The 18,895-nt window shown below is 38.6% G+C and carries 19 protein-coding genes; 3 read left to right on the plus strand and 16 right to left on the minus strand.

Translation table 11 applies throughout. The features are described from left to right. Positions 1 to 13 precede the first annotated feature (13 nt). Positions 14 to 1,297 (plus strand): branched-chain amino acid transport system II carrier protein, encoded by a 1,284-nt coding sequence (gene brnQ / locus H8692_RS09650; protein WP_177268057.1) that lies wholly within the window; start codon positions 14 to 16, stop codon positions 1,295 to 1,297. Positions 1,298 to 1,461: 164 nt separating this feature from the next. Here brnQ and spo0A read toward each other — a convergent pair whose 3' ends face one another. From spo0A to H8692_RS09670, 4 genes are all read right to left on the minus strand, one after another. Then, the gene (gene spo0A / locus H8692_RS09655) at positions 1,462 to 2,259 is read right to left on the minus strand and encodes a sporulation transcription factor Spo0A (RefSeq protein ID WP_465250898.1); all 798 of its coding nucleotides are present in this window, start codon (positions 2,257 to 2,259) and stop codon (positions 1,462 to 1,464) included. Positions 2,260 to 2,369: 110 nt separating this feature from the next. Then, entirely contained in the window at positions 2,370 to 3,437 is a 1,068-nt protein-coding gene (gene spoIVB, locus H8692_RS09660; RefSeq protein WP_187525589.1) for a SpoIVB peptidase, read from the minus strand. A gap of 10 nt (positions 3,438 to 3,447) precedes the next feature. After that, a complete protein-coding gene (locus H8692_RS09665) occupies positions 3,448 to 3,876 on the minus strand; it encodes a hypothetical protein (protein ID WP_187525590.1) in 429 nt (142 codons plus the stop codon). Between the two features lie 126 nt (positions 3,877 to 4,002). Next, positions 4,003 to 5,148, minus strand: a complete 1,146-nt coding sequence (locus tag H8692_RS09670) for a hypothetical protein (protein ID WP_187525591.1) — start codon at positions 5,146 to 5,148, stop codon at positions 4,003 to 4,005. A 110-nt stretch (positions 5,149 to 5,258) separates the two neighbouring features. Here H8692_RS09670 and H8692_RS09675 point away from each other — a divergent pair, with 110 nt between their 5' ends. After that, positions 5,259 to 5,903, plus strand: a complete 645-nt coding sequence (locus H8692_RS09675; RefSeq protein ID WP_187525592.1) for a tetraspanin family protein — start codon at positions 5,259 to 5,261, stop codon at positions 5,901 to 5,903. Between the two features lie 89 nt (positions 5,904 to 5,992). Here the strand turns inward: H8692_RS09675 and H8692_RS09680 are convergent, their stop codons facing one another. The 6 genes from H8692_RS09680 to H8692_RS09705 form a co-directional block, all read right to left on the minus strand. Beyond that, positions 5,993 to 7,093: a DUF975 family protein gene (locus tag H8692_RS09680; RefSeq protein ID WP_187525593.1), complete on the minus strand. Its 1,101-nt coding sequence runs from the start codon at positions 7,091 to 7,093 to the stop codon at positions 5,993 to 5,995. A 130-nt stretch (positions 7,094 to 7,223) separates the two neighbouring features. Then, positions 7,224 to 8,348, minus strand: coding sequence for a 4-hydroxybutyrate dehydrogenase (locus tag H8692_RS09685; RefSeq protein WP_187525594.1), 1,125 nt, complete (start codon positions 8,346 to 8,348; stop codon positions 7,224 to 7,226). A 55-nt stretch (positions 8,349 to 8,403) separates the two neighbouring features. Next, complete coding sequence (locus H8692_RS09690) at positions 8,404 to 9,720, minus strand: acetyl-CoA hydrolase/transferase family protein (protein WP_177269014.1); 1,317 nt, start codon at positions 9,718 to 9,720, stop codon at positions 8,404 to 8,406. 26 nt (positions 9,721 to 9,746) lie between these two features. Beyond that, a complete protein-coding gene (locus H8692_RS09695; RefSeq protein ID WP_177269016.1) occupies positions 9,747 to 10,007 on the minus strand; it encodes a hypothetical protein in 261 nt (86 codons plus the stop codon). Between the two features lie 117 nt (positions 10,008 to 10,124). Beyond that, positions 10,125 to 11,597, minus strand: coding sequence for a 4-hydroxyphenylacetate 3-hydroxylase family protein (locus tag H8692_RS09700; protein WP_177269018.1), 1,473 nt, complete (start codon positions 11,595 to 11,597; stop codon positions 10,125 to 10,127). Between the two features lie 90 nt (positions 11,598 to 11,687). Next, positions 11,688 to 11,969 carry a NifU family protein gene (locus tag H8692_RS09705; RefSeq protein WP_177269020.1) on the minus strand — a complete coding sequence of 94 codons (282 nt, stop codon included), beginning with the start codon at positions 11,967 to 11,969 and terminating at the stop codon, positions 11,688 to 11,690. A gap of 108 nt (positions 11,970 to 12,077) precedes the next feature. Between H8692_RS09705 and H8692_RS09710 the strand changes: the two genes are divergently transcribed. Further along, the gene (locus H8692_RS09710; RefSeq protein WP_243206982.1) at positions 12,078 to 12,710 is read left to right on the plus strand and encodes a thiamine diphosphokinase; all 633 of its coding nucleotides are present in this window, start codon (positions 12,078 to 12,080) and stop codon (positions 12,708 to 12,710) included. Here the strand turns inward: H8692_RS09710 and thiT are convergent. Genes thiT through spoIIP form a run of 6 tightly spaced genes read right to left on the minus strand, consistent with a single transcriptional unit; the run spans position 12,700 to position 18,880 of the window. Beyond that, positions 12,700 to 13,326, minus strand: coding sequence for an energy-coupled thiamine transporter ThiT (thiT, locus tag H8692_RS09715; protein ID WP_187525596.1), 627 nt, complete (start codon positions 13,324 to 13,326; stop codon positions 12,700 to 12,702). The genes H8692_RS09710 and thiT overlap by 11 nt on opposite strands. A gap of 7 nt (positions 13,327 to 13,333) precedes the next feature. Further along, on the minus strand, positions 13,334 to 14,827 hold the full coding sequence (glpK, locus tag H8692_RS09720) for a glycerol kinase GlpK (protein ID WP_177269026.1): 1,494 nt from the start codon (positions 14,825 to 14,827) through the stop codon (positions 13,334 to 13,336). Beyond that, a complete protein-coding gene (gene hemW / locus H8692_RS09725; RefSeq protein ID WP_187525597.1) occupies positions 14,827 to 15,978 on the minus strand; it encodes a radical SAM family heme chaperone HemW in 1,152 nt (383 codons plus the stop codon). Before hemW ends, glpK begins: the two co-directional genes overlap by 1 nt. Next, a complete protein-coding gene (gene lepA / locus H8692_RS09730) occupies positions 15,962 to 17,773 on the minus strand; it encodes a translation elongation factor 4 (protein WP_177269030.1) in 1,812 nt (603 codons plus the stop codon). Before lepA ends, hemW begins: the two co-directional genes overlap by 17 nt. Positions 17,774 to 17,824: 51 nt before the next feature. After that, on the minus strand, positions 17,825 to 17,962 hold the full coding sequence (locus H8692_RS09735; protein ID WP_177269032.1) for a hypothetical protein: 138 nt from the start codon (positions 17,960 to 17,962) through the stop codon (positions 17,825 to 17,827). A 15-nt stretch (positions 17,963 to 17,977) separates the two neighbouring features. Further along, complete coding sequence (gene spoIIP / locus H8692_RS09740; protein ID WP_187525598.1) at positions 17,978 to 18,880, minus strand: stage II sporulation protein P; 903 nt, start codon at positions 18,878 to 18,880, stop codon at positions 17,978 to 17,980. Positions 18,881 to 18,895: the final 15 nt, after the last annotated feature.

Raw genomic sequence — 18,895 nt, forward strand, 5'->3', positions numbered from 1 at the left:
AGGTGATTATAAAATGAAGCATGATCGGATTAATATCATAGTAATAGGATTTGCACTGTTTTCGATGTTTTTCGGTGCCGGAAATATAATATTTCCCCCTTTTCTGGGGATGGGAGCAGGTCCCCAATGGTTCATTGGTTTTATCTGTTATTATATGGCTGATATAGGACTTTCTATAATAGCTATTTTTGCTCTCATAAGAAATAACGGAGAGATATCTAACGTAACAAACCGTATAGGTACTATACCTGGTGAGCTGATGATATCTATAATGATCTTATGTATAGGGCCTTTTATCGCTATCCCACGCACAGGGGCAACAGTACATGAAATGTTTTTTCTCCCTATTATAGGGGATATTCCTCCCGTTATATCCACATCAGTTTTTTTCATCCTCGTTCTCATATTAACTATAAGAGAATCGGCAGTTATTGATATAATCGGCAAATTCCTTACTCCCGTTCTTTTTGTCGGTCTTCTGATTCTCATAATATGTGGTATAGTTTCGCCAATAGGAGATATCTCAGCAGCACCCATGATGAATAATGTTGTCGTATCCGGAGTAAACGCCGGGTATCAGACTATGGATGTACTGGCCGCCATGATATTTGGCATTATTATAGTAAAAAATGTTACAGAAAAAGGATATGCCGAAACAAAGATAAAAAACAAAATCGTACGTAATTCCAGTCTGGTCGCCGCCTCAGGACTTCTTATAGTTTACTGTGGGCTAACGTATCTTGGAGCCACTGTCTCCGGGATTTTCTCTCTGCGGATAAATCGCTCGGAACTAATCGTAAATATCACAGAAGAACTTATGGGAAGTACAGGAGTCATTATTCTTGGTATAGTGGTCACACTCGCATGCCTGACTACCGCCGTAGCTTTAGTCAGTGCCAGCGCAGATTATTTCTGTACACTTTCAAATGAACGGATCAGTTACAAGTTTCTCGTCGTAGTTATATGTCTTATGAGCGCTTTCATTGCTAACTTTGGCATAGACAAGATAGTACTGCTGGCTCAGCCTGTTCTCAGTATTATTTATCCAGGTGCTCTTACACTCATCGTACTTGCTCTTTTTCCTGACAAAATTCACGATTACACCATAAGGTTTGCCGTAGCTGGCGCAATGATCGGAAGTCTCCTTGAAGTCTTATACGGACAAGGACTTTTAACTTTTGATTTCATACCCAATCTGCCGCTGTCGTCCTTCGGATTCGGGTGGTTGACTCTTGCTGTATGTGCCGGAATCATAGGAAGTATATTCAAGAAAACATTAACTGTAAAAACACAATGATCGATCATTAAATAAAAAAGAGCTGCGTAAAGCAGCTCTTTTTTATTGTTTGCCTGTAAATTATTTTTCAACCTACTATGGTCATCTCTATATTTTGTTTCTGTAGATCTTCTTGCGGATTCTTCAACAACAAGTTTTGAAATGATTAATATGTTAGATGACTCTCAGCTTGCCCTTCTCTCTATTCTCAACTTATCCGCTATTATAGCGATAAATTCCGAATTGGTGGGCTTTCCTTTATCGTTTTGCACTGTGTAACCGAACAAAGAATCAATGGTCTCAAGTTTGCCTCTGTTCCATGCCACTTCTATTGCATGTCTTATAGCACGTTCTACACGGCTCGGTGTAGTATTATTGGCTTTGGCAATAGCAGGATAGAGTTCTTTAGTGACGGCCCCGAGAAGATCTATGTCTTCCACTACCATGATGATAGCATCTCGAAGATAATGATACCCCTTAATATGAGCAGGCACTCCTATCTCATGTATTATATTCGTTATGTCTATTTCCAAACTTTTCTCTTCATCATCCTTCTGCCCTGTCAGTATGGCTCTGGCATACTGCATTTTGTTCTCACTTTTATCATCGACACCTGACAACTGATTGATCCGCTTCATAAGTATATCGAGATTGAAAGGCTTTACTATGTAATATTCCGCTCCCAGACTTATTGCTTTCTGAGTTATAGGCTCCTGTCCCACTGCTGATAAAACGATAGTTCTCGGATACTTTTCAAGCTCTATATTATTTATAGTTTCCAAAACACCCAATCCGTCAAGATGGGGCATGACCATGTCCAGTATTAAAATTTCAGGCTGATGTAATTTGATGTTTTCTATTGTTTTTATTCCATCATGAGAAACGAAAGCCAAATCAATATCTTCTTTATCTTGGAAGTAATCAACAAGGATCTCACAAAATTCCTTATTATCGTCAGCGATACCGATTTTAATTGTTTTCATTTTCATTTTCCTCCTGTTTTTGCCCTAAGACACTCTGTTCGACAATTGTTACATACTTAATTTTAAATAGATTCAGATTATTATCAATAATTTACTAAATACATTTTGCTTTATTTTTCGACAAGATTCGACTCTTCCAGCATCCATTCGATAAAAATCCCGTATCCTCGCTGTGGATCGTTCACAAACACATGGGTAACGGCGCCGATGATCCTGTCGTTCTGTATGATGGGACTTCCGCTCATTCCCTGGATTATTCCTCCGCTTTCCTCCAAAAGCTCCTCATCAGTTACCTTTATGACCATACTCTTATCAGCAGGAGAATCCTGATTCTCTATTTTCTCAATCTCTATTTCAAAACGCTTTATTTCATTATTGGAAAGCGTTGACAGTATATACGCTTTTCCTAATTCTACCTGATCTTTGGTACCCACCGCAATAGGCTGTTCATATAAAGGATTTTCAATTGGATGATATGCAATGCCGAAAACTCCGAAATTACTGTTTCTTTCAAGGCTTCCAAGCGGATTGTCTGAATGATAAAATATTCCTCTTATTTCTCCCGGCTGACCGCTTTTGCCCTCCTGTACTTCCTGAACCTGTGACTCCAAAAGCAAACCTGTCTCTACAGAAAGGATAGAACTAGTCTCCGGATCCACTATACCATGCCCTAATGCTCCAAAAGTAGAGTTTGTAGGGTCATAATATGTCAGTGTCCCTATTCCCGCTGTCTTATCCTTAACCCACACTCCAAGCTTATAAAGGCCATCTTCTCCGGATTCCACAGGATTTATTTCAACGTTCATAATATTATCATTGCGTTTTATCTTGAGCTTCACAGTATCTTTTATCTCATTAACAAGAGCCTGAACTTCATCTGCTCTGTAAACTTCGGTACCGTTTATTTCCATTATTATATCACCGATCTGCAAACCGCTTAAAAGACCCGGATTGACCTTTTTCCCGTCTTTGCCTTCTATTTCCTCAAGACCTACTATTAAAACACCTCTGACGTCCATTTTGACCCCTACAGACTGCCCTCCGGGTACCAGAACCTTTTCCGCCACTACAGGCGCGGTCACTGTACTTTCATTTTGAGGAAAAACTTGACCTATGATAATAATAGAAAGAAGAAGTCCGCATAAAATAAACGCACTCTTTTTTATAAAACGTTTCATTAAAAGCCCCCTAGCTATCAAAGTTTTGCAGGAATTCACCTAAGTCTTCTTCCGTCTCTATAGTCACACCGTCTACAAACAGCTGCTGATCACTTTCCGAAAGCAGATCAAAAGGAATGGACGTTATGAGATACAGTTCCTTATTGCCGTCTTCATCACATACGAAGACTTTGACTACTCCCTCCACTTCTTTTATTAGATATGTTTCAGGCCGGTTTTCTGTGTCTGTCCCGTCTTTTCCGTTTTTATCTTTTGTTTCCGAAACCTTATCTGATTCGGTTTGCTGTACCTCTACCTTTTTGACAGTATCCTCTGCAGGCTGTTCATCCTTATCATTTCCCTGAAAATTCAGCCATATGCCAAAACCAAGGACAAATACTCCGATAGCGGTAAAAATAACCCTGTTTTTCAATTTTTTTCTTCTGGTATCTCTAAACATAATTCACTTCACCTCAAGTGTATTATGGTCTTTTTTTCCTCCTTTATTCACTTTTGACAATAAATCATTATTTAAAAAGAGTCACACAAAGATTTTAATCACTTTATGTGACTCTTTTATGATCCTCTATTTTTCTTCTATTTTTTCTATAATATATTCCCTAAGGTCGTCCATAGCATCAAAATCCATATTAGGAACATAATAGTCTTCAAGGATATCATGATTTGCCTTTGCTTCTTTTAATATCTCTATGGCTTTCAAAATACAGTCTCTGCTTGATTCTTTAATATCCTCATATATTTTTTTCAGAAGTTCGCTTTCAGCACTGTCCAAATCGTCTTCTACTTTTATTCTTATAACTTTGCCGCTTACATTTTCAGTATCTATCACATGATATTCGTTACTGCATACTACTGCCGTATCAGCATCCGGACACACTACATGCTCAAGTTTGTCTTCCGGAAACATAGGGCAATAATACTCTTCTATATCAAATCCTGCATCTGTAAAACGTTCAGAAACTTGAGAAAGAAGCTTTTCAGATCTGAACCCTATCGGAACATCTATAATTATTATTCTTTCTATATTATCTATTATTGAAATTATATTATTCTTAATGCCCCCAGGAGTTATTGCTCCTGCAAAAAATTTTCTTTTTTCTCCTGTATAGATATCTTTTCCCAGAACACTATCGCGTTTTATTTTACTCTCAGATCTTCTAAGTACCGAAATGCCATCTAACTTAAGGCATACCTGACTTTTATACTCTCTCATCTTCTCATATGAAATAGATTCGTCAAGTACGTGTGACAGGAATTCATATTGCTGCTGCGCGCATTTGAGATATCCGTAAACATATCCAAAAAGTTTTGCAGTCTTCTCATTGCAGCTTATTACTCGGCTTCTGTTTTTTCTTATAAGTTCTTCATTCCAGAATTCTCCAAGATTTATTATTTCATCTACTGCTCCCGGATTCTTGGGATCCACAATATGAGGAGATGTACCATCCAATATCGCAGCATTTCTCTTTTTTACTAATATTCCGTCAAGAGAACCGGGATCTGACGAGCACCATAAAAAATCTACATCTTCTCCCTTATCAATAAAATGCTGCCCAACTTTTCTCATAAGTGTCGATTTTCCTGTTCCGGGACCACCTTTTAAGCAAAAAATTTTTTCTGCTTTTCTTTGTGGTAAAATATAGTTATAATAGGAATAGAATCCATCAGGAGTATTTCCTCCCGGATACAGATTTCTTATTTTGCCTTCCATAATTGACCTCCTTTTCGTTACTTATCATAATATGCTTCATGACATCACAATTGTTAACACAACGGTCGATTATGTGCATACTATCTAACTTATGAAAAGAGGAACTGATAATGAAACACAAATATAAAAAATCAAATCTGGTTATATCCATCATTCTATTTGTCATTTCTGCGTTTTTTTTAGGTTATGGTATATATATGATAGATTATTCTATCGATTATGTTCGCACCTATAAGGAAATATCCTCTATTGCGTTGGATAATGCGACTCAGTACGTTATATCCTCCTCTTATACATATATAGGTTTCGCTGTTCTCATATTTATTGGAGGATTCCTCATATTTTCACTAAGAAAAACTTCCTGTAAAATTCAGCCCGATAATATGATCATTACAAATGAAACAGACGAGGATCTTCATCCTGAAAACAATCCCTATTTTATTGCTTCTACAGAATCAATTCCTAATGAAATGAAAGAGATTGAAACAACTCCTGATGAAATACATAGCTCTAATTTATTTCAGAAATCTGATACTCCTGAGCCTTCATCCCCCGAAAGCACTATTTCAGAAACAGACACTCTTCATCCAGAAGATCACATATTGTCAGATTCAGATGAAAACGACACAAAAAAACCATTACACACTGAAAAGTCTGAAAGCAGAGACACAGAGGCTACTCATTGGGACAATGATAATGTCCACGCTAAAATAATGTCAGATTCATGGCTAAAAGATATTTTCGAAGATAAATAGCTCGTTAAACATATAAAAAGCTCTCTTGCCCAAGAGACATTCATTGTCTCCGCTAAGAGAGCTTTTTAAACTATTTTAATTACACTGCATCAATCTACCTGCTTCGGTAAAGAATCATCATCCCCGTCCTTTTTATCTGAAGAAGAATTTCTTTTTTCACTATCAATACTTCCCTCTTTGTCAACTTCAGCAAAAACCGTAGCCACATCAACCGTTTTTAAATCACTTTTTCCCTGCGATGTATCATTAGAAGCTTCGGAAACCGTTTCCTCAGTCACGTCGTATCCATCATCCTTATTGTCATGCACTTCTTCATCAGCTGAGATATTATCCGCCGTTTGTGCCATACTTTCAACAGGAATTGCTTCCGGCTCTATAGGTGCAGGTTCTGTTTCTTTAATAAGATGCCCAGCAAGAATTTCATAAAATCCAGCCATAGTAGCATAGCGATATGCTATCACAGGAACAAGAAACAAAGATCCCAATATGGATATAAGAACTGTTACAAATGCAGAAAAATATAAAACCGAAGCTATAGCCGACAATATACTGGCGGGTATAATGGCCAGACAAAACCAGCCTATGAAGGATATATCCAGACAGAAATATTTCCATTTGTTGCCGGCCATCATCCTCTTGCTTTCATCCATACATTCCCTTATACCTTTATTCGGATCATCAGCCAAAATAAAGAAAGCCTGGCTGTATCTTATTGATGCAATCACTCCCGGAACAATCAAAAGAAGAGACCATAAAAATATAAACAATGACTGAAAAAGCATCAGTCCCAAGGCTTTGCCAAAACGCTCAAAACCAAGAAAAATATCACCTATGCCAACAATCTGTCTTCTGAACAAAGCAAGAAAAAACAATGTTATTCCCAATGTAAATGCTCCGGTAACCAATATGAGGTATATACCGCTCAATGATGAATACGTAGGCATACTGTCATAAACATAGCTATATTGATAATACATCCCATCATATCCATAGTTGTAATACATATCTCCTATATTAATGCCGAACAATGAATTTAAAATAACAGGAGGAACGTCTATACACAATGTGTAGACTATTACAGCCAATATTGCCAGTTTCCATTTGCCTGCAAGAGCATTGCGCCCCAAAGCTCTGAGATTGCTGCTCGGCTCTGTTATTATTATATTCGGTCCGATCATATTCTGTTGCATATTATAACCTCTCCTTTAAAAAATCCAATTTAATAATCCAACTAATAATACCATAAATCGCATGAAAACGGCAAGCGGAGTTTTCCGCTTGCCGATATAGGTTTTTATTTATACAGAACCTGTTCTGATATTAATACAGATTCTCAAATATCTCAGCAATCTCTGCTTCCGTAAGAGGCACATAATTATTTGCCAACAGTCTCTGCTGATTATCAACAGTTGATTTAGCAAATTCAGCAACCTGATCTTTTGTCATACCGTATTCACTAAGCGGTTTCTTTTCAAGAATTTTTCCTAAAAACTCATCCAAAGCAGGATATACATCTGCGGGAGCACATCCTAATACATCAGCAAAGAGCTTATTGGCAAGCTCAATTTTGCCCTTAGGCTGTTTTTTCATATACATCTTGAATACTTCTGTAAAACAGATGAAGTTAGCTTCACCGTGAGCAATATGGAAAGCGCCCCCATGAGCATATGACAGAGCATGAACCGCGCCGCAGCCTGCATTGCCAAACGCAATTCCGGCATAATTGGCAGCCAGACAGAAATCTTTAAGATGAGCTTTTCTGTTCTCAGCAGTATTTCCTCCTGCAGCTATGATTTCCTTATATCCATTCATTATCATGTCAATAGCTTTTACAGAGTACATTTCTGTGAAAGGAGAAGCCTTAGGTGAAAGGAACGATTCTACAGCATGAATCAGAGCATCTACCGATGAAGTGGCAAACACCTTATCAGGAAGTCCCTGGAGTGATTCAGGGATAAGAACAGCAGTATCAGCATAAGTCTGTTCATCAGCGATACCCTTCTTAAGATTTAAGGAAGGTATTGAAGCTACAGCTACATTAGTCACTTCTGAACCTGTTCCACAAGTGGTAGGAACAACAATAAGCTCCTTTACTCTCTTAGGTGCTACCTTTCCTGTATAAAGATCAGCCACCTTGTCAGGAATCTCACATGCCAGAACTTTACAGCAGTCTACAATAGTACCGCCGCCAAAAGCAATAATCCTGTCATACTCATATTTATCCATTTCAGCCTTCATGGCATCCATCATCTCGTCTGTAGGTTCACCTGCACCATATTTTTCCTGATATACTACAGGCATATCAATACCGAGCGGTTTTACATACGGATCATACATCCACTGGTTAGTTACAAGGATATCTCCCTTGCCCAGTTTGAATTCATCATTGAACTCTTTAAATGTGTCAAAGTAATAAATTGCAGGAACTACTCTTAATGCTTGCATAATTTTACCTCTTTTCTTAAACTTAGCAATAATTTACCGATTCATTTTTTATGAATTAAAATTCTGCATTGAATCTCTCTTTGAACTGAACTTTCAGTTCTTCTCTGAAATCAGGATGAGCTATGTTGATGAGCTGTCTCGCTCTGTCTTTCAAGTTAGCTCCCTTTAATTTAGCAATACCATATTCAGTTACAACATAATCTGCGTCACATCTCGAAGTTGTTACCGCTGCGCCATGATCGATAAAAGGAACTACCTTTGATATCATTGAACCATCTTTCTTGACAGTTACCGAAGGCATTGCGATGATAGCCCTCGCATTTCCATCTTTAGCCATTGAAGCTCCTCGGATAAAATCAACCTGGCCGCCTACACCTGAAATCTGCTTAGTTCCGATACATTCCGATACGATCTGACCCATGAAATCTATCTGCACACATGCATTAATGCAAACAAGATTCTTTAGGTTGCATACTGTCATAGGGTGATTTACATAATCTACTTCCCTTAGTTCTACCATAGGGTTTTTATCACACCAGTCATACAGCTTCTTTGTACCCATAAGAAATGTTACTACCATCTTTCCTTCGTCTATTCCCTTCTGGCTGCAATCAATCGCTCCTTTTTCGAAGAGGTCCACAACACCGTCAGCGATCATTTCAGAATGAATACCGAGATGCTTCTTTTCTCCCAATTGAGCCAGCACTGCATCAGGTATAGCTCCAATACCAAGCTGCAGTGTATCTCCATCGTTTATCAATGAAGCACAATTTTTACCTATTGCCTCTTCTACAGGACCAATAACTGCAGGTTTGCTCTCAGGAAGCGGCCTGTTATATTCAACAAAAGCATCTATTTCATTTACATGTATGTAAGTATTGCCGAATACTGTAGGAACTTGATCGTTTACTTCAACAAGAACTACTCTTGCCGATTTCACAGCCTGCATAGTATAGTCTGATGATACACCTACATTACAGTATCCATGTTCATCTGGCGGAGTTACCGTAACCATAGCTACGTCAACGTGTAATCTATCATTTCTGATAAGGCTTGGAATCTCATGGAAGAATACAGGTACGAAATCACCATGTCCTTCTGAAATGGAGCCTCTTACAGAAGGAGATGTAAACCATCCTTCATATCTGAACGTATCGCTGTTTTCTTTTTTGGCATATTCACCTTTTCCCAGCGTTACCATGTGAGATACCGTTATATCCTTGTATAAGTTCTTATTGGCAACCATAGCATCAACAAGAGCAACAGGTTCTGCAACAGCATGCGCCAGAACTACAGTATCGCCTGACTTTATCAGCTTCACGGCTTCATCGGCACTCATTTTTTTGCTTTCATAAGTTTTTTTCCAATCCATACGTTATCACTCCTCCATTTTCGCGCTTAATCTTTGTTAAGCTCTTTTTTTAAATCGTCTATTTGACTGTAATCCCAAAGCTTATATATCTTACCCTTTACGTCAAAATGATCATATGAAGCGCAACAGTTGGCACATCCTCCGATCACCAACAGTCTATCATATGTTTCACCTTCAACAGCATGAGTAAAATCCATATTATTCACATCACGTTCTATTTCTCTTAATGCTTTGCCTCGATCAAATCGGGGGTTGCATCCCCCGCAAAATCTAACTCCGCATTTCATATTTGTCCTCATATCTATGGCCTTAAAGTCTTAATAAATTTTAAAAAGAGACCGCTCTGGGCTACAAAGCGGCCTCAAATTTTTTAGTACTTATTAACTGTTAAATGCGAGACTTAACTATTTAATTCCTACGATAGCCTTAGCTAATTCTTTCTTTCCTTCGAGGTTTCCCTGTCTTGAGATCATAATTCTCTGAGCCTGAGGTGAACCTGCTCCATGCAGTGATTCTGTTCTGTATCCTACAGCGGATGAGCCTAAACAGATATTTTCAATAAATCTCAATATTCTCATTCTTTCCTCTGTAGTGCATGAAGGTGCAGCCGCAAAGTACTTATTGCAGATATCTCCAATAGTTTCACCGTTTCTGCCTACCTTTAAATCAGACTTGAAGTCTTTTTCCGACGGCATTGTAACCATAAGTCCGCCTGCGATATCTTCAGCTAATCTTGTAATATCGTAAGGGAATCTCGTTACATTCTGCTTACAAACGTTAGCGAGAAGCAAGTCGATTTCATAGTTTCCTGCCAGTGTAGGATGACCTTCGGATGAACATGCAATTCCGCAGCAGTACAGTGTTTCATTCAGATGAATCATCTCAATGAGCTTATCTTTAATATGAGAAGCTTTCTGGGCACCGTTATATTCAGCAGCTAAAGCAGCAGCGCCGATAAGAACGTCACCAACACCTACTTTACATCCGCCATATGACTGTCTGTGATATCCTGCGAATCTTTCTACCATCATTCCTGCAAAGTCATATTCTCCTGCTAAGAATATGTATTCATTAGGAATAAATACATTATCAAATACTACTAATGCTTCCTGACCGCCAAACTGCTTATTACCAAGATCAACATCAGCACCTTCCTCTAATTTTCTTGTATCGCATGACTGTCTTCCGTAGATCATGTACATACCTTCAGCATCTGAAGGACATGCGAACGATACTGCGTAATCCTTGTCAGCTTCTTTCATTGCCTGTGTAGGCATAACTATATGCCAGTGTGAGTTAATAGTACCTGTCTGGTGAGCCTTAGCTCCTCTTACTACGATACCGTCTTCTCTTCTTTCAACGATATGCATAAACAGATCAGGATCTCTCTGAGCGCTTGGAGCGAGTCCTCTGTCACCCTTAGGGTCAGTCATGGCACCGTCAACTACATAGTCTTTCTCCTGAACCATCTTAAGAAAGTTCTTGAAGTTTTCATGATAGTTAGTACCATACTTCTTATCAGTTTCATATGTCGTGGAGAATACAGCATTAAAAGCATCCATACCTACGCATCTCTGGAAGCATGAAGCTGTCTTCTGTCCGCAAAGTCTCTGCATTTTTACTTTTTTCTTTAAGTCTTCAGTACTCTGGTGAAGGTGTGAAAATCTGTTTACTGTTTCACCAGTAAGATTTGACTTCGCAGTCATGAGGTCAGCATACTCAGGATCATGAGCAAGATCATAAGTAATTGCTACGCAGTTGATTGAAGGTCTAATAATAGGATGATCTACCCAATCTTTAACCTCTTCTCCAAACATGTAGACTCTCGTCTTCATTTTTCTCAAGCTTTCAATATACTGTGCTCCTGTCATTAACATATTAAAATCACTCCTTTATTATATTTATTTCTTATAACGCTTGATTGCGAAATAAGAAATTATAAACAAGTTTTAATGTAACAGAAATAACTAATTGTTTTCCTTTCTCAATATCTTTCTTGCCATATCGAGAAGATCTTCGCTTACAGAAGTATCCAAGACCACATCTTTGATCCCATCTATATTCTCCATCAATATGCTCTTGACCACATCCTCAATCGTTGACTGAGCCGATGGGCAGGAAGCACATGACCCGGTAAGTCTCACCACTGCCACACCATCTTCATATTTGGTGAGAACAGCCCCTCCGTAATGGGCAGCAAGTACAGGATCAACCTTATCTTTTAATACTTTCTTGATTTGCTCTTCCATAGCTTCACCTCATTATTTTCTGTACAACGTTATTATATATCTTGCTTTAAGGTTTTTCAAGAGGTTATAATTATCAATAATCATAAAAACAGGAGGTAATTTTTGAAAATGAGCAGAGCTGTTATTATCACTTCATATATAGAAAATGAAATAAATATAAAAGAATATCTTCACCCGGAAGATTACGTAATATGTACCGACGGAGGATATGATATCGCATCATCACAGAATATTTCACCGGATATTCTTCTTGGTGATTTTGATTCAATAAAATGTGAATTGCCTGAAAACATTGAAATTAAAAGCTTTCAGCCTGAAAAAGATTATACAGATCTTGATCTGGCAATGAGAACAGCTGTTGAATCAGGGTTTTCAGAATTGGAAATTTTTGGAGGAATTGGCGGCCGCTTAGATCATACTGTTGCAAATCTGCAACTGATTTATCACTACAATGATTTTTTTGAAAAGCTTATTATGCTTGATGGGATGAATAAATGTTTCATACTGGACTCAAAAAAACTCAGCAACTTTGTAATTCCCAGAGAAAAAAATAGTTACCTTTCTGTTTTCTCTCTTTCGGAAGAATCTGTAGGTGTATCAATAAGCGGAGCAAAATACCCGCTTCAGAATCATACTCTTACAAGAAACTTTCCTCTTGGTGTAAGCAATGAATTTAAGCAAAAAAATACTGTCATTTCTATAAAAGACGGTATACTGCTTATCGTTATATCTAAAATGTAGCCTTGAGTCTCTGAAACACATTTTTTACCTGAGGAATGCTCAGCAGTATTACAGATACTACCCCCTCCACCGCCAAATATGTAAAATTATACCAAACAGACCACGTTATGGCATTAAACCCTTCCGGTGCATATTCTCCAAAGAAAATCACTCCTGAAAGCACCGCGCAGATATATCTGCAGAAAACACCAAAAATGTAGCCTTTAACAAGGCCATTTTTCTTTTGTGTAAAAATACCTCCGAATGCAAGAGAACCAAATGCCAACGGATAATCAAGAAGTAACTGTACAGGATGTATTACATAGGGATTGAATATAAGTGATATTAGTCCTACACACATTCCAGCCAGGAGCCCTCTTCTGACACCGAAAAAATAAGCGCACAACACTATCGGCACCATGGAAAACGCCGTTATACTTCCGCCCTGTGGCATTCTGAAAATAACAATTTGATTGAGTATAATAGAAAGAGCTACAAATACTGCAGAAACTGCAAGTGCCTTCATATCTGTGGCTTTTCCTTTTCCAGAATACATTATAGCTGCAAACAGAAGCAGAATTACCACTACTACTGTCGCCTGACCTCCTGTAGAGTCAAAAAAATCCTGTAAATTCATAAAACTATTATTCCGCCCATTCCAATGTACGCTTTACAGCTTTGTGCCATCCTTCTATGAGCTCTTTTCTCCTTTCTTCATCCATACCAGGTTCAAATGCACGGTCTATCTGCCAATTGGAGATAATATCATCAGTATTCTCCCAATAACCTGTAGCAAGACCTGCAAGATACGCTGCTCCAAGAGATGTGGTTTCTATACATTTCGGTCTGCATAAGGACATACCAATTATATCTGACTGAAATTCAAGAAGAAAGTCATTTGCACATGCACCACCGTCAACTTTAAATGTTCTTATAGCATCTCCTATATCCTCTGCCATTGAATTCATCAAATCATAAGTCTGATATGCCATAGATTCAAGAGCAGCTCTCACTATATGATTTTTATTTACTCCCCGCGTAAGACCCATAATGGCTCCTCTGGCATAAGGATCCCAATAAGGCGCTCCAAGTCCTGCGAATGCGGGGACTATATAAGCTCCGGCTGTATCAGGAACAGCTCTTGCCATTTTCTCTGACTGCGCCGCATCATCAAGAAGTCGTAACTCATCCCGAAGCCATTGTATCGTTGCTCCTGAAACGAAGACAGAACCCTCAAGAGCATAATACACGTCTTCTCCTAATCCCCACGCTATTGTGGTAAGCAGTCCATGTTTTGACTCCACAAGCTTCTGACCTGTATTAACCAACATAAAACCACCTGTCCCGTAAGTGTTTTTAGCTTCACCTTCAGAAAAGCATGTTTGTCCAAATAAAGCTGCCTGCTGATCTCCTGCCGCACCTGAGATAACTATCGGTCCTCCGAATATTCTTGAATGACTCTCGCCAAAGATCATACTTGAGGGGCACGGCTTGGGAAGCATACATTTTGGTATATCCAAGATATCCAATATCTCACTGTCCCATTGAAGGTTTCTAATATTGAACATCATGGTCCTTGATGCATTGGAATAATCAGTAATATGCACCTTTCCATCTGTGAGTTTCCATATCAGCCATGTTTCTATAGTGCCAAAAAGAAGATCTCCTGCTGCAGCGCTTTCATATGCTCCTTCTACATTCTCCAATATCCATTTAAGCTTTGTAGCCGAAAAATAGGGATCTATCAAAAGCCCTGTCTTCTCCCGGAAAAGAGACTCCAACCCCTTTTCCTTAAGCTCGCCGCAGAAATCCGCAGTCCTTCTGCACTGCCACACTATAGCGTTATATACCGGTTCACCCGTATGCCTATTCCAAACAACAGTGGTTTCTCTCTGATTCGTTATTCCTATGGAATCAATATCATTATATGTAGCATTTATTTTCAGCATAGCTTCCTGAGCCACCCCGATCTGAGTAGACCATATATCCATGGGATCATGTTCTACCCAGCCTTCTTTGGGATATATCTGTCTAAACTCCTTCTGGGCTACACTGATCTGCCTTCCTCTCCTGTCGTATAATATACATCTGGCGCTACTGGTTCCCTGATCTAATGCCATTACGTATTTTCTTTTCATCAAATAAACTCCATCATTATCTTGTTTGAAATATCCATGCCTCTTTCCGAAAGATAAAGTCTGTCTCCGTCAAAAATAAGCATTCCTTTATATTTATTCAATATAGTATTATCATAAACAGAAAAAAAATCCTCTTTAAAGATCTTTCTGAAATCACTGAGATTTATTCCATCAGTCTTTCTGAGACCTGTGAAAACAAAAATTCCCATCTCCTCCCGCTCCGTATAGCTCTCGACACTGCCAGCATCTATAGGTGCGGTATTCTCCTTTATTGCACTGATATAGTCATACATTTTTTCACAATTTTTAAACCTGCTGCCATCTACAAAAGAACTGGCTCCAAGTCCCATTCCGATATATTCCTCATAAGACCAGTATTTTATATTATGCCGGCTCCTGTAACCGGGCAGAGCCCCGTTGGATATCTCATAATGTTCATATCCTGCATGTTTCATCATTTTAAGTGCCGCATGATACATCTCCCGGTCTGCTGCCTCCGGGATTGGTTCCAACTGTCCATCTTCATATATCATTTTATAAAATTCAGTTCCTTCTTCTATCTGCAAACTGTAAAGAGATATATGAGAAGGCCTCAAAAATATGCATTGCCTTACAGTGTCTTTCCACATCTTCATGGTCTGTCCGGGTATACCAAACATTATATCAAGATTTATATTTTCAAACCCTGCTTTCTTTGCTCTCTGAAGAGAGTAGAAAGCATCATTTTTATTATGTATTCGTCCCAAAATGCCAAGCATATTATTGTCAAAAGACTGTATCCCTATACTGAGTCTGTTAATACCCTTTCTGAGATACCGTTCCATTTTTTCATCACTCAATGTAGCCGGATTAGCTTCTATGGTTATCTCTGCATCTTCTGTAATATTAAAATTATCCTTAAGACAATCTACAATCTTTCCTATATCCCATTCCGATAGAAGCGACGGTGTTCCCCCTCCTATATACACACTGTCCACTTCACGATAATGCCAGTTTTCGGATTTTATCCTGATTTCCTGCATCAGTGCATTAGCATATTCCGAAAAAATCTTATTGTCATTACAACTAAAAGAGAGGAAATCACAGTATCTGCATTTCCTCGTACAAAACGGTATGTGAAGATATAACCCCAGTTTATTTGTTATCGTCATACTTGAGTACCGCAGTAAACGCTTCTTGCGGTACTTCTACAGTACCGAACTGCCGCATTCGCTTTTTTCCTTCCTTTTGCTTTTCCAACAGCTTTTTCTTTCTTGAAATATCACCGCCATAGCACTTGGCTATAACATCCTTCCTATATGCCCTCACAGTCTCTCTGGCAATGACCTTCTGACCTATCGATGCCTGAATCGGAACCTCAAACTGATGCATAGGAATGATTTCTTTAAGCTTGGAACAAACAAATCTGCCTCTTGAATAAGCTTTCGATTCATGCACTATCATTGAGAAAGCATCCACAAGATCTTTGTTGAGCAATATATCAAGTTTTACTACCTTCGAAGGCTCATATCTTGAGAATTCGTAATCCAGAGAACCATAGCCTCTTGTCTTTGACTTAAGCGCATCGAAAAAATCATATATGACTTCATTCAAAGGCATATCATAGTGAAGATTCACTCTATTTTCAGTGATATACTCCATATGGAGAAGCTTTCCTCTGCGATCTTGACATATCTCCATTATATTTCCCACATATTCTTTCGGAACCATAATGTCAGCTTTTACCATAGGCTCTTCTATATGATCTATCAGCGCGGGATCAGGAAGATTTGACGGATTCTGCACCATCTGCACACTGCCGTCAGTCATAACTACTTTATATATAACACTCGGAGATGTTGTCACCACTCCAAGATCAAATTCACGCTCAAGCCTTTCCACTATGATTTCCATATGAAGAAGTCCCAGAAATCCGCATCTGAATCCAAATCCCAGTGCCGTTGATGTTTCAGGTTCAAAATGAAATGCCGCATCGTTTACCTGCAACTTTTCAAGAGCGTCTTTCACGTTTTCATACTTTTCTCCTTCCGCAGGATAAATGCCACAGTAAACCATAGGCTGCACTTTTTTATATCCCGGAAGCGGCTGTTCAGTAGGCTCATCAGCCAGTGTTATAGTATCTCCCACTCTGGCATCTGCTACCTGCTTTATACTGGCACAAATATATCCTACCTCTCCGGCTTTGAGGGCCTTGCATTCCACAGGTCCCGGAGAATACACTCCCACCTCCGTAACCTCATATTCTTTGCCGGCATTCATCAAAAGTATAGTATCACCCTCTTTGACAGTACCGTCAAAGACCCTTGTATATATCACTACACCTTTATAATTGTCATAATATGAGTCAAATATCAGCGCTTTCAGCTTTCCGTGTTCATCTCCTTGAGGAGCCGGTATATCCGTAACTATCTTTTCAAGAAGTTCTTCTATTCCTATTCCTTCTTTGGCCGAAACAAGGGGAGCGTTTTCCGCATCAACGCCTATAACATCTTCTATTTCCTGTTTTATCTCATCAGGCCTTGCTGAAGGCAAGTCTATCTTGTTAAGGATCGGCATAATCTCCAGATCCTCATCCATTGCAAGATATACGTTTGCAAGAGTCTGAGCTTCTACACCCTGTGTGGCGTCAACTACAAGAACCGCGCCTTCACATGCTGCCAAGCTTCTTGAAACTTCATAAGTAAAATCCACATGTCCCGGAGTATCTATAAGATTAAACACATATTCATTGCCATCTTTTGAATTGAATATGAGACGTGTTGTCTGAAGCTTAATAGTAATCCCACGTTCTCGTTCAAGCTCCATATTATCAAGGAACTGTTCTCTCATTTCTCTCTCTGAAACCAGTCCGGTCTTCTCGATTATTCTGTCTGCCAATGTAGATTTGCCATGATCTATATGAGCTATTATGCTAAAGTTTCTGATATATTTTTGATAATCTTTCATTTCTGCCTCTCAAACTAAAATTCTATACTTCGTATTTTACTGGAAAAAGCTTTAATTATCAACATCCAAAACTAATTTTCCTCCCTGTCCTGTCGTTTCCAGGCAGATATTGTCAAGACTTATTATGCTGACGGTTCCGATGAAAAACACTATAGACACTATAATCATCTTTATGATTGTTTTTTTCATTTGTTTCTCCTCACATTATTGTTCCTCTTTTATAATCTCTGCTAAAACTTCTGCGAAATAGACGGCGCATAATCTCGTTTCTTCTATAGTATTCTTGTTGTTTCCTATTTCAAGAAGAAGAGCCCTGTCACTTACGAATTCATTATATTTATAATTCTGTTCTATAATAGCTCCTCCATACCCTTTATAAAGCTTCTCGGATTTTTCACTTATTTTCTTTGCGAAAGCATATAGCTCAGTATAGTTATCATTTTGCTTTCCTACCACCATACTGAATTTTGCTACACGTTTTCCGTCTATTTCTATGTATTTTCCTTCTGTCGCAGAGGCTGCCGCTGCATCCCTGTGAAGATCTATAACGTACTTGGCTGTAGGATATTTTTTGGTCAGTGTCTGAATAGTCTCTAATGATCTATTGTAAGATTCGTTATATGAAGGTCTATCATGAAGTGTCTTATCATGTATAACGTTTATCCCTTTTTTCTTAAGTTCTTTTTCAAGTACATTTCCTACATCTCTTACTGTCCCCTCTTCTTCTTCTCTATGATAGTTACTCTCATCATAAGGCATATATGATTCTGTACTGTGAGTATGATATATTATAACCTGAGGATCTCCTGTAACCGTAACTTCTTCCTCTTTGTTTTCCTCTTTTGATTCTTTCTTCTCCGCTTCTTCTTTCACCTTATTATCAGATGACTTTTCTTTATCCCCGTTTTCGTCTGTTTCAGCTGTTTCATTATCAGAGGCGATCTCGGTAATACGAGTCACCTGACCTATACATATCTCTCCCAAACCTTTCTCATCTATCCATGCAGATGAAAGGGCTGAAGCCGGGTTGGCTTTAAGAAAGAATAAGGTCGAACATATAAACATCAGAGCAGCGGCAATAAGAAGTACTTTACTTTTCTTTTCCATAGTTGTCCTCCAAAA

Source organism: Lentihominibacter hominis (assembly GCF_014385065.1).
GTDB classification, from domain to species: domain Bacteria; phylum Bacillota; class Clostridia; order Peptostreptococcales; family Anaerovoracaceae; genus Lentihominibacter; species Lentihominibacter hominis.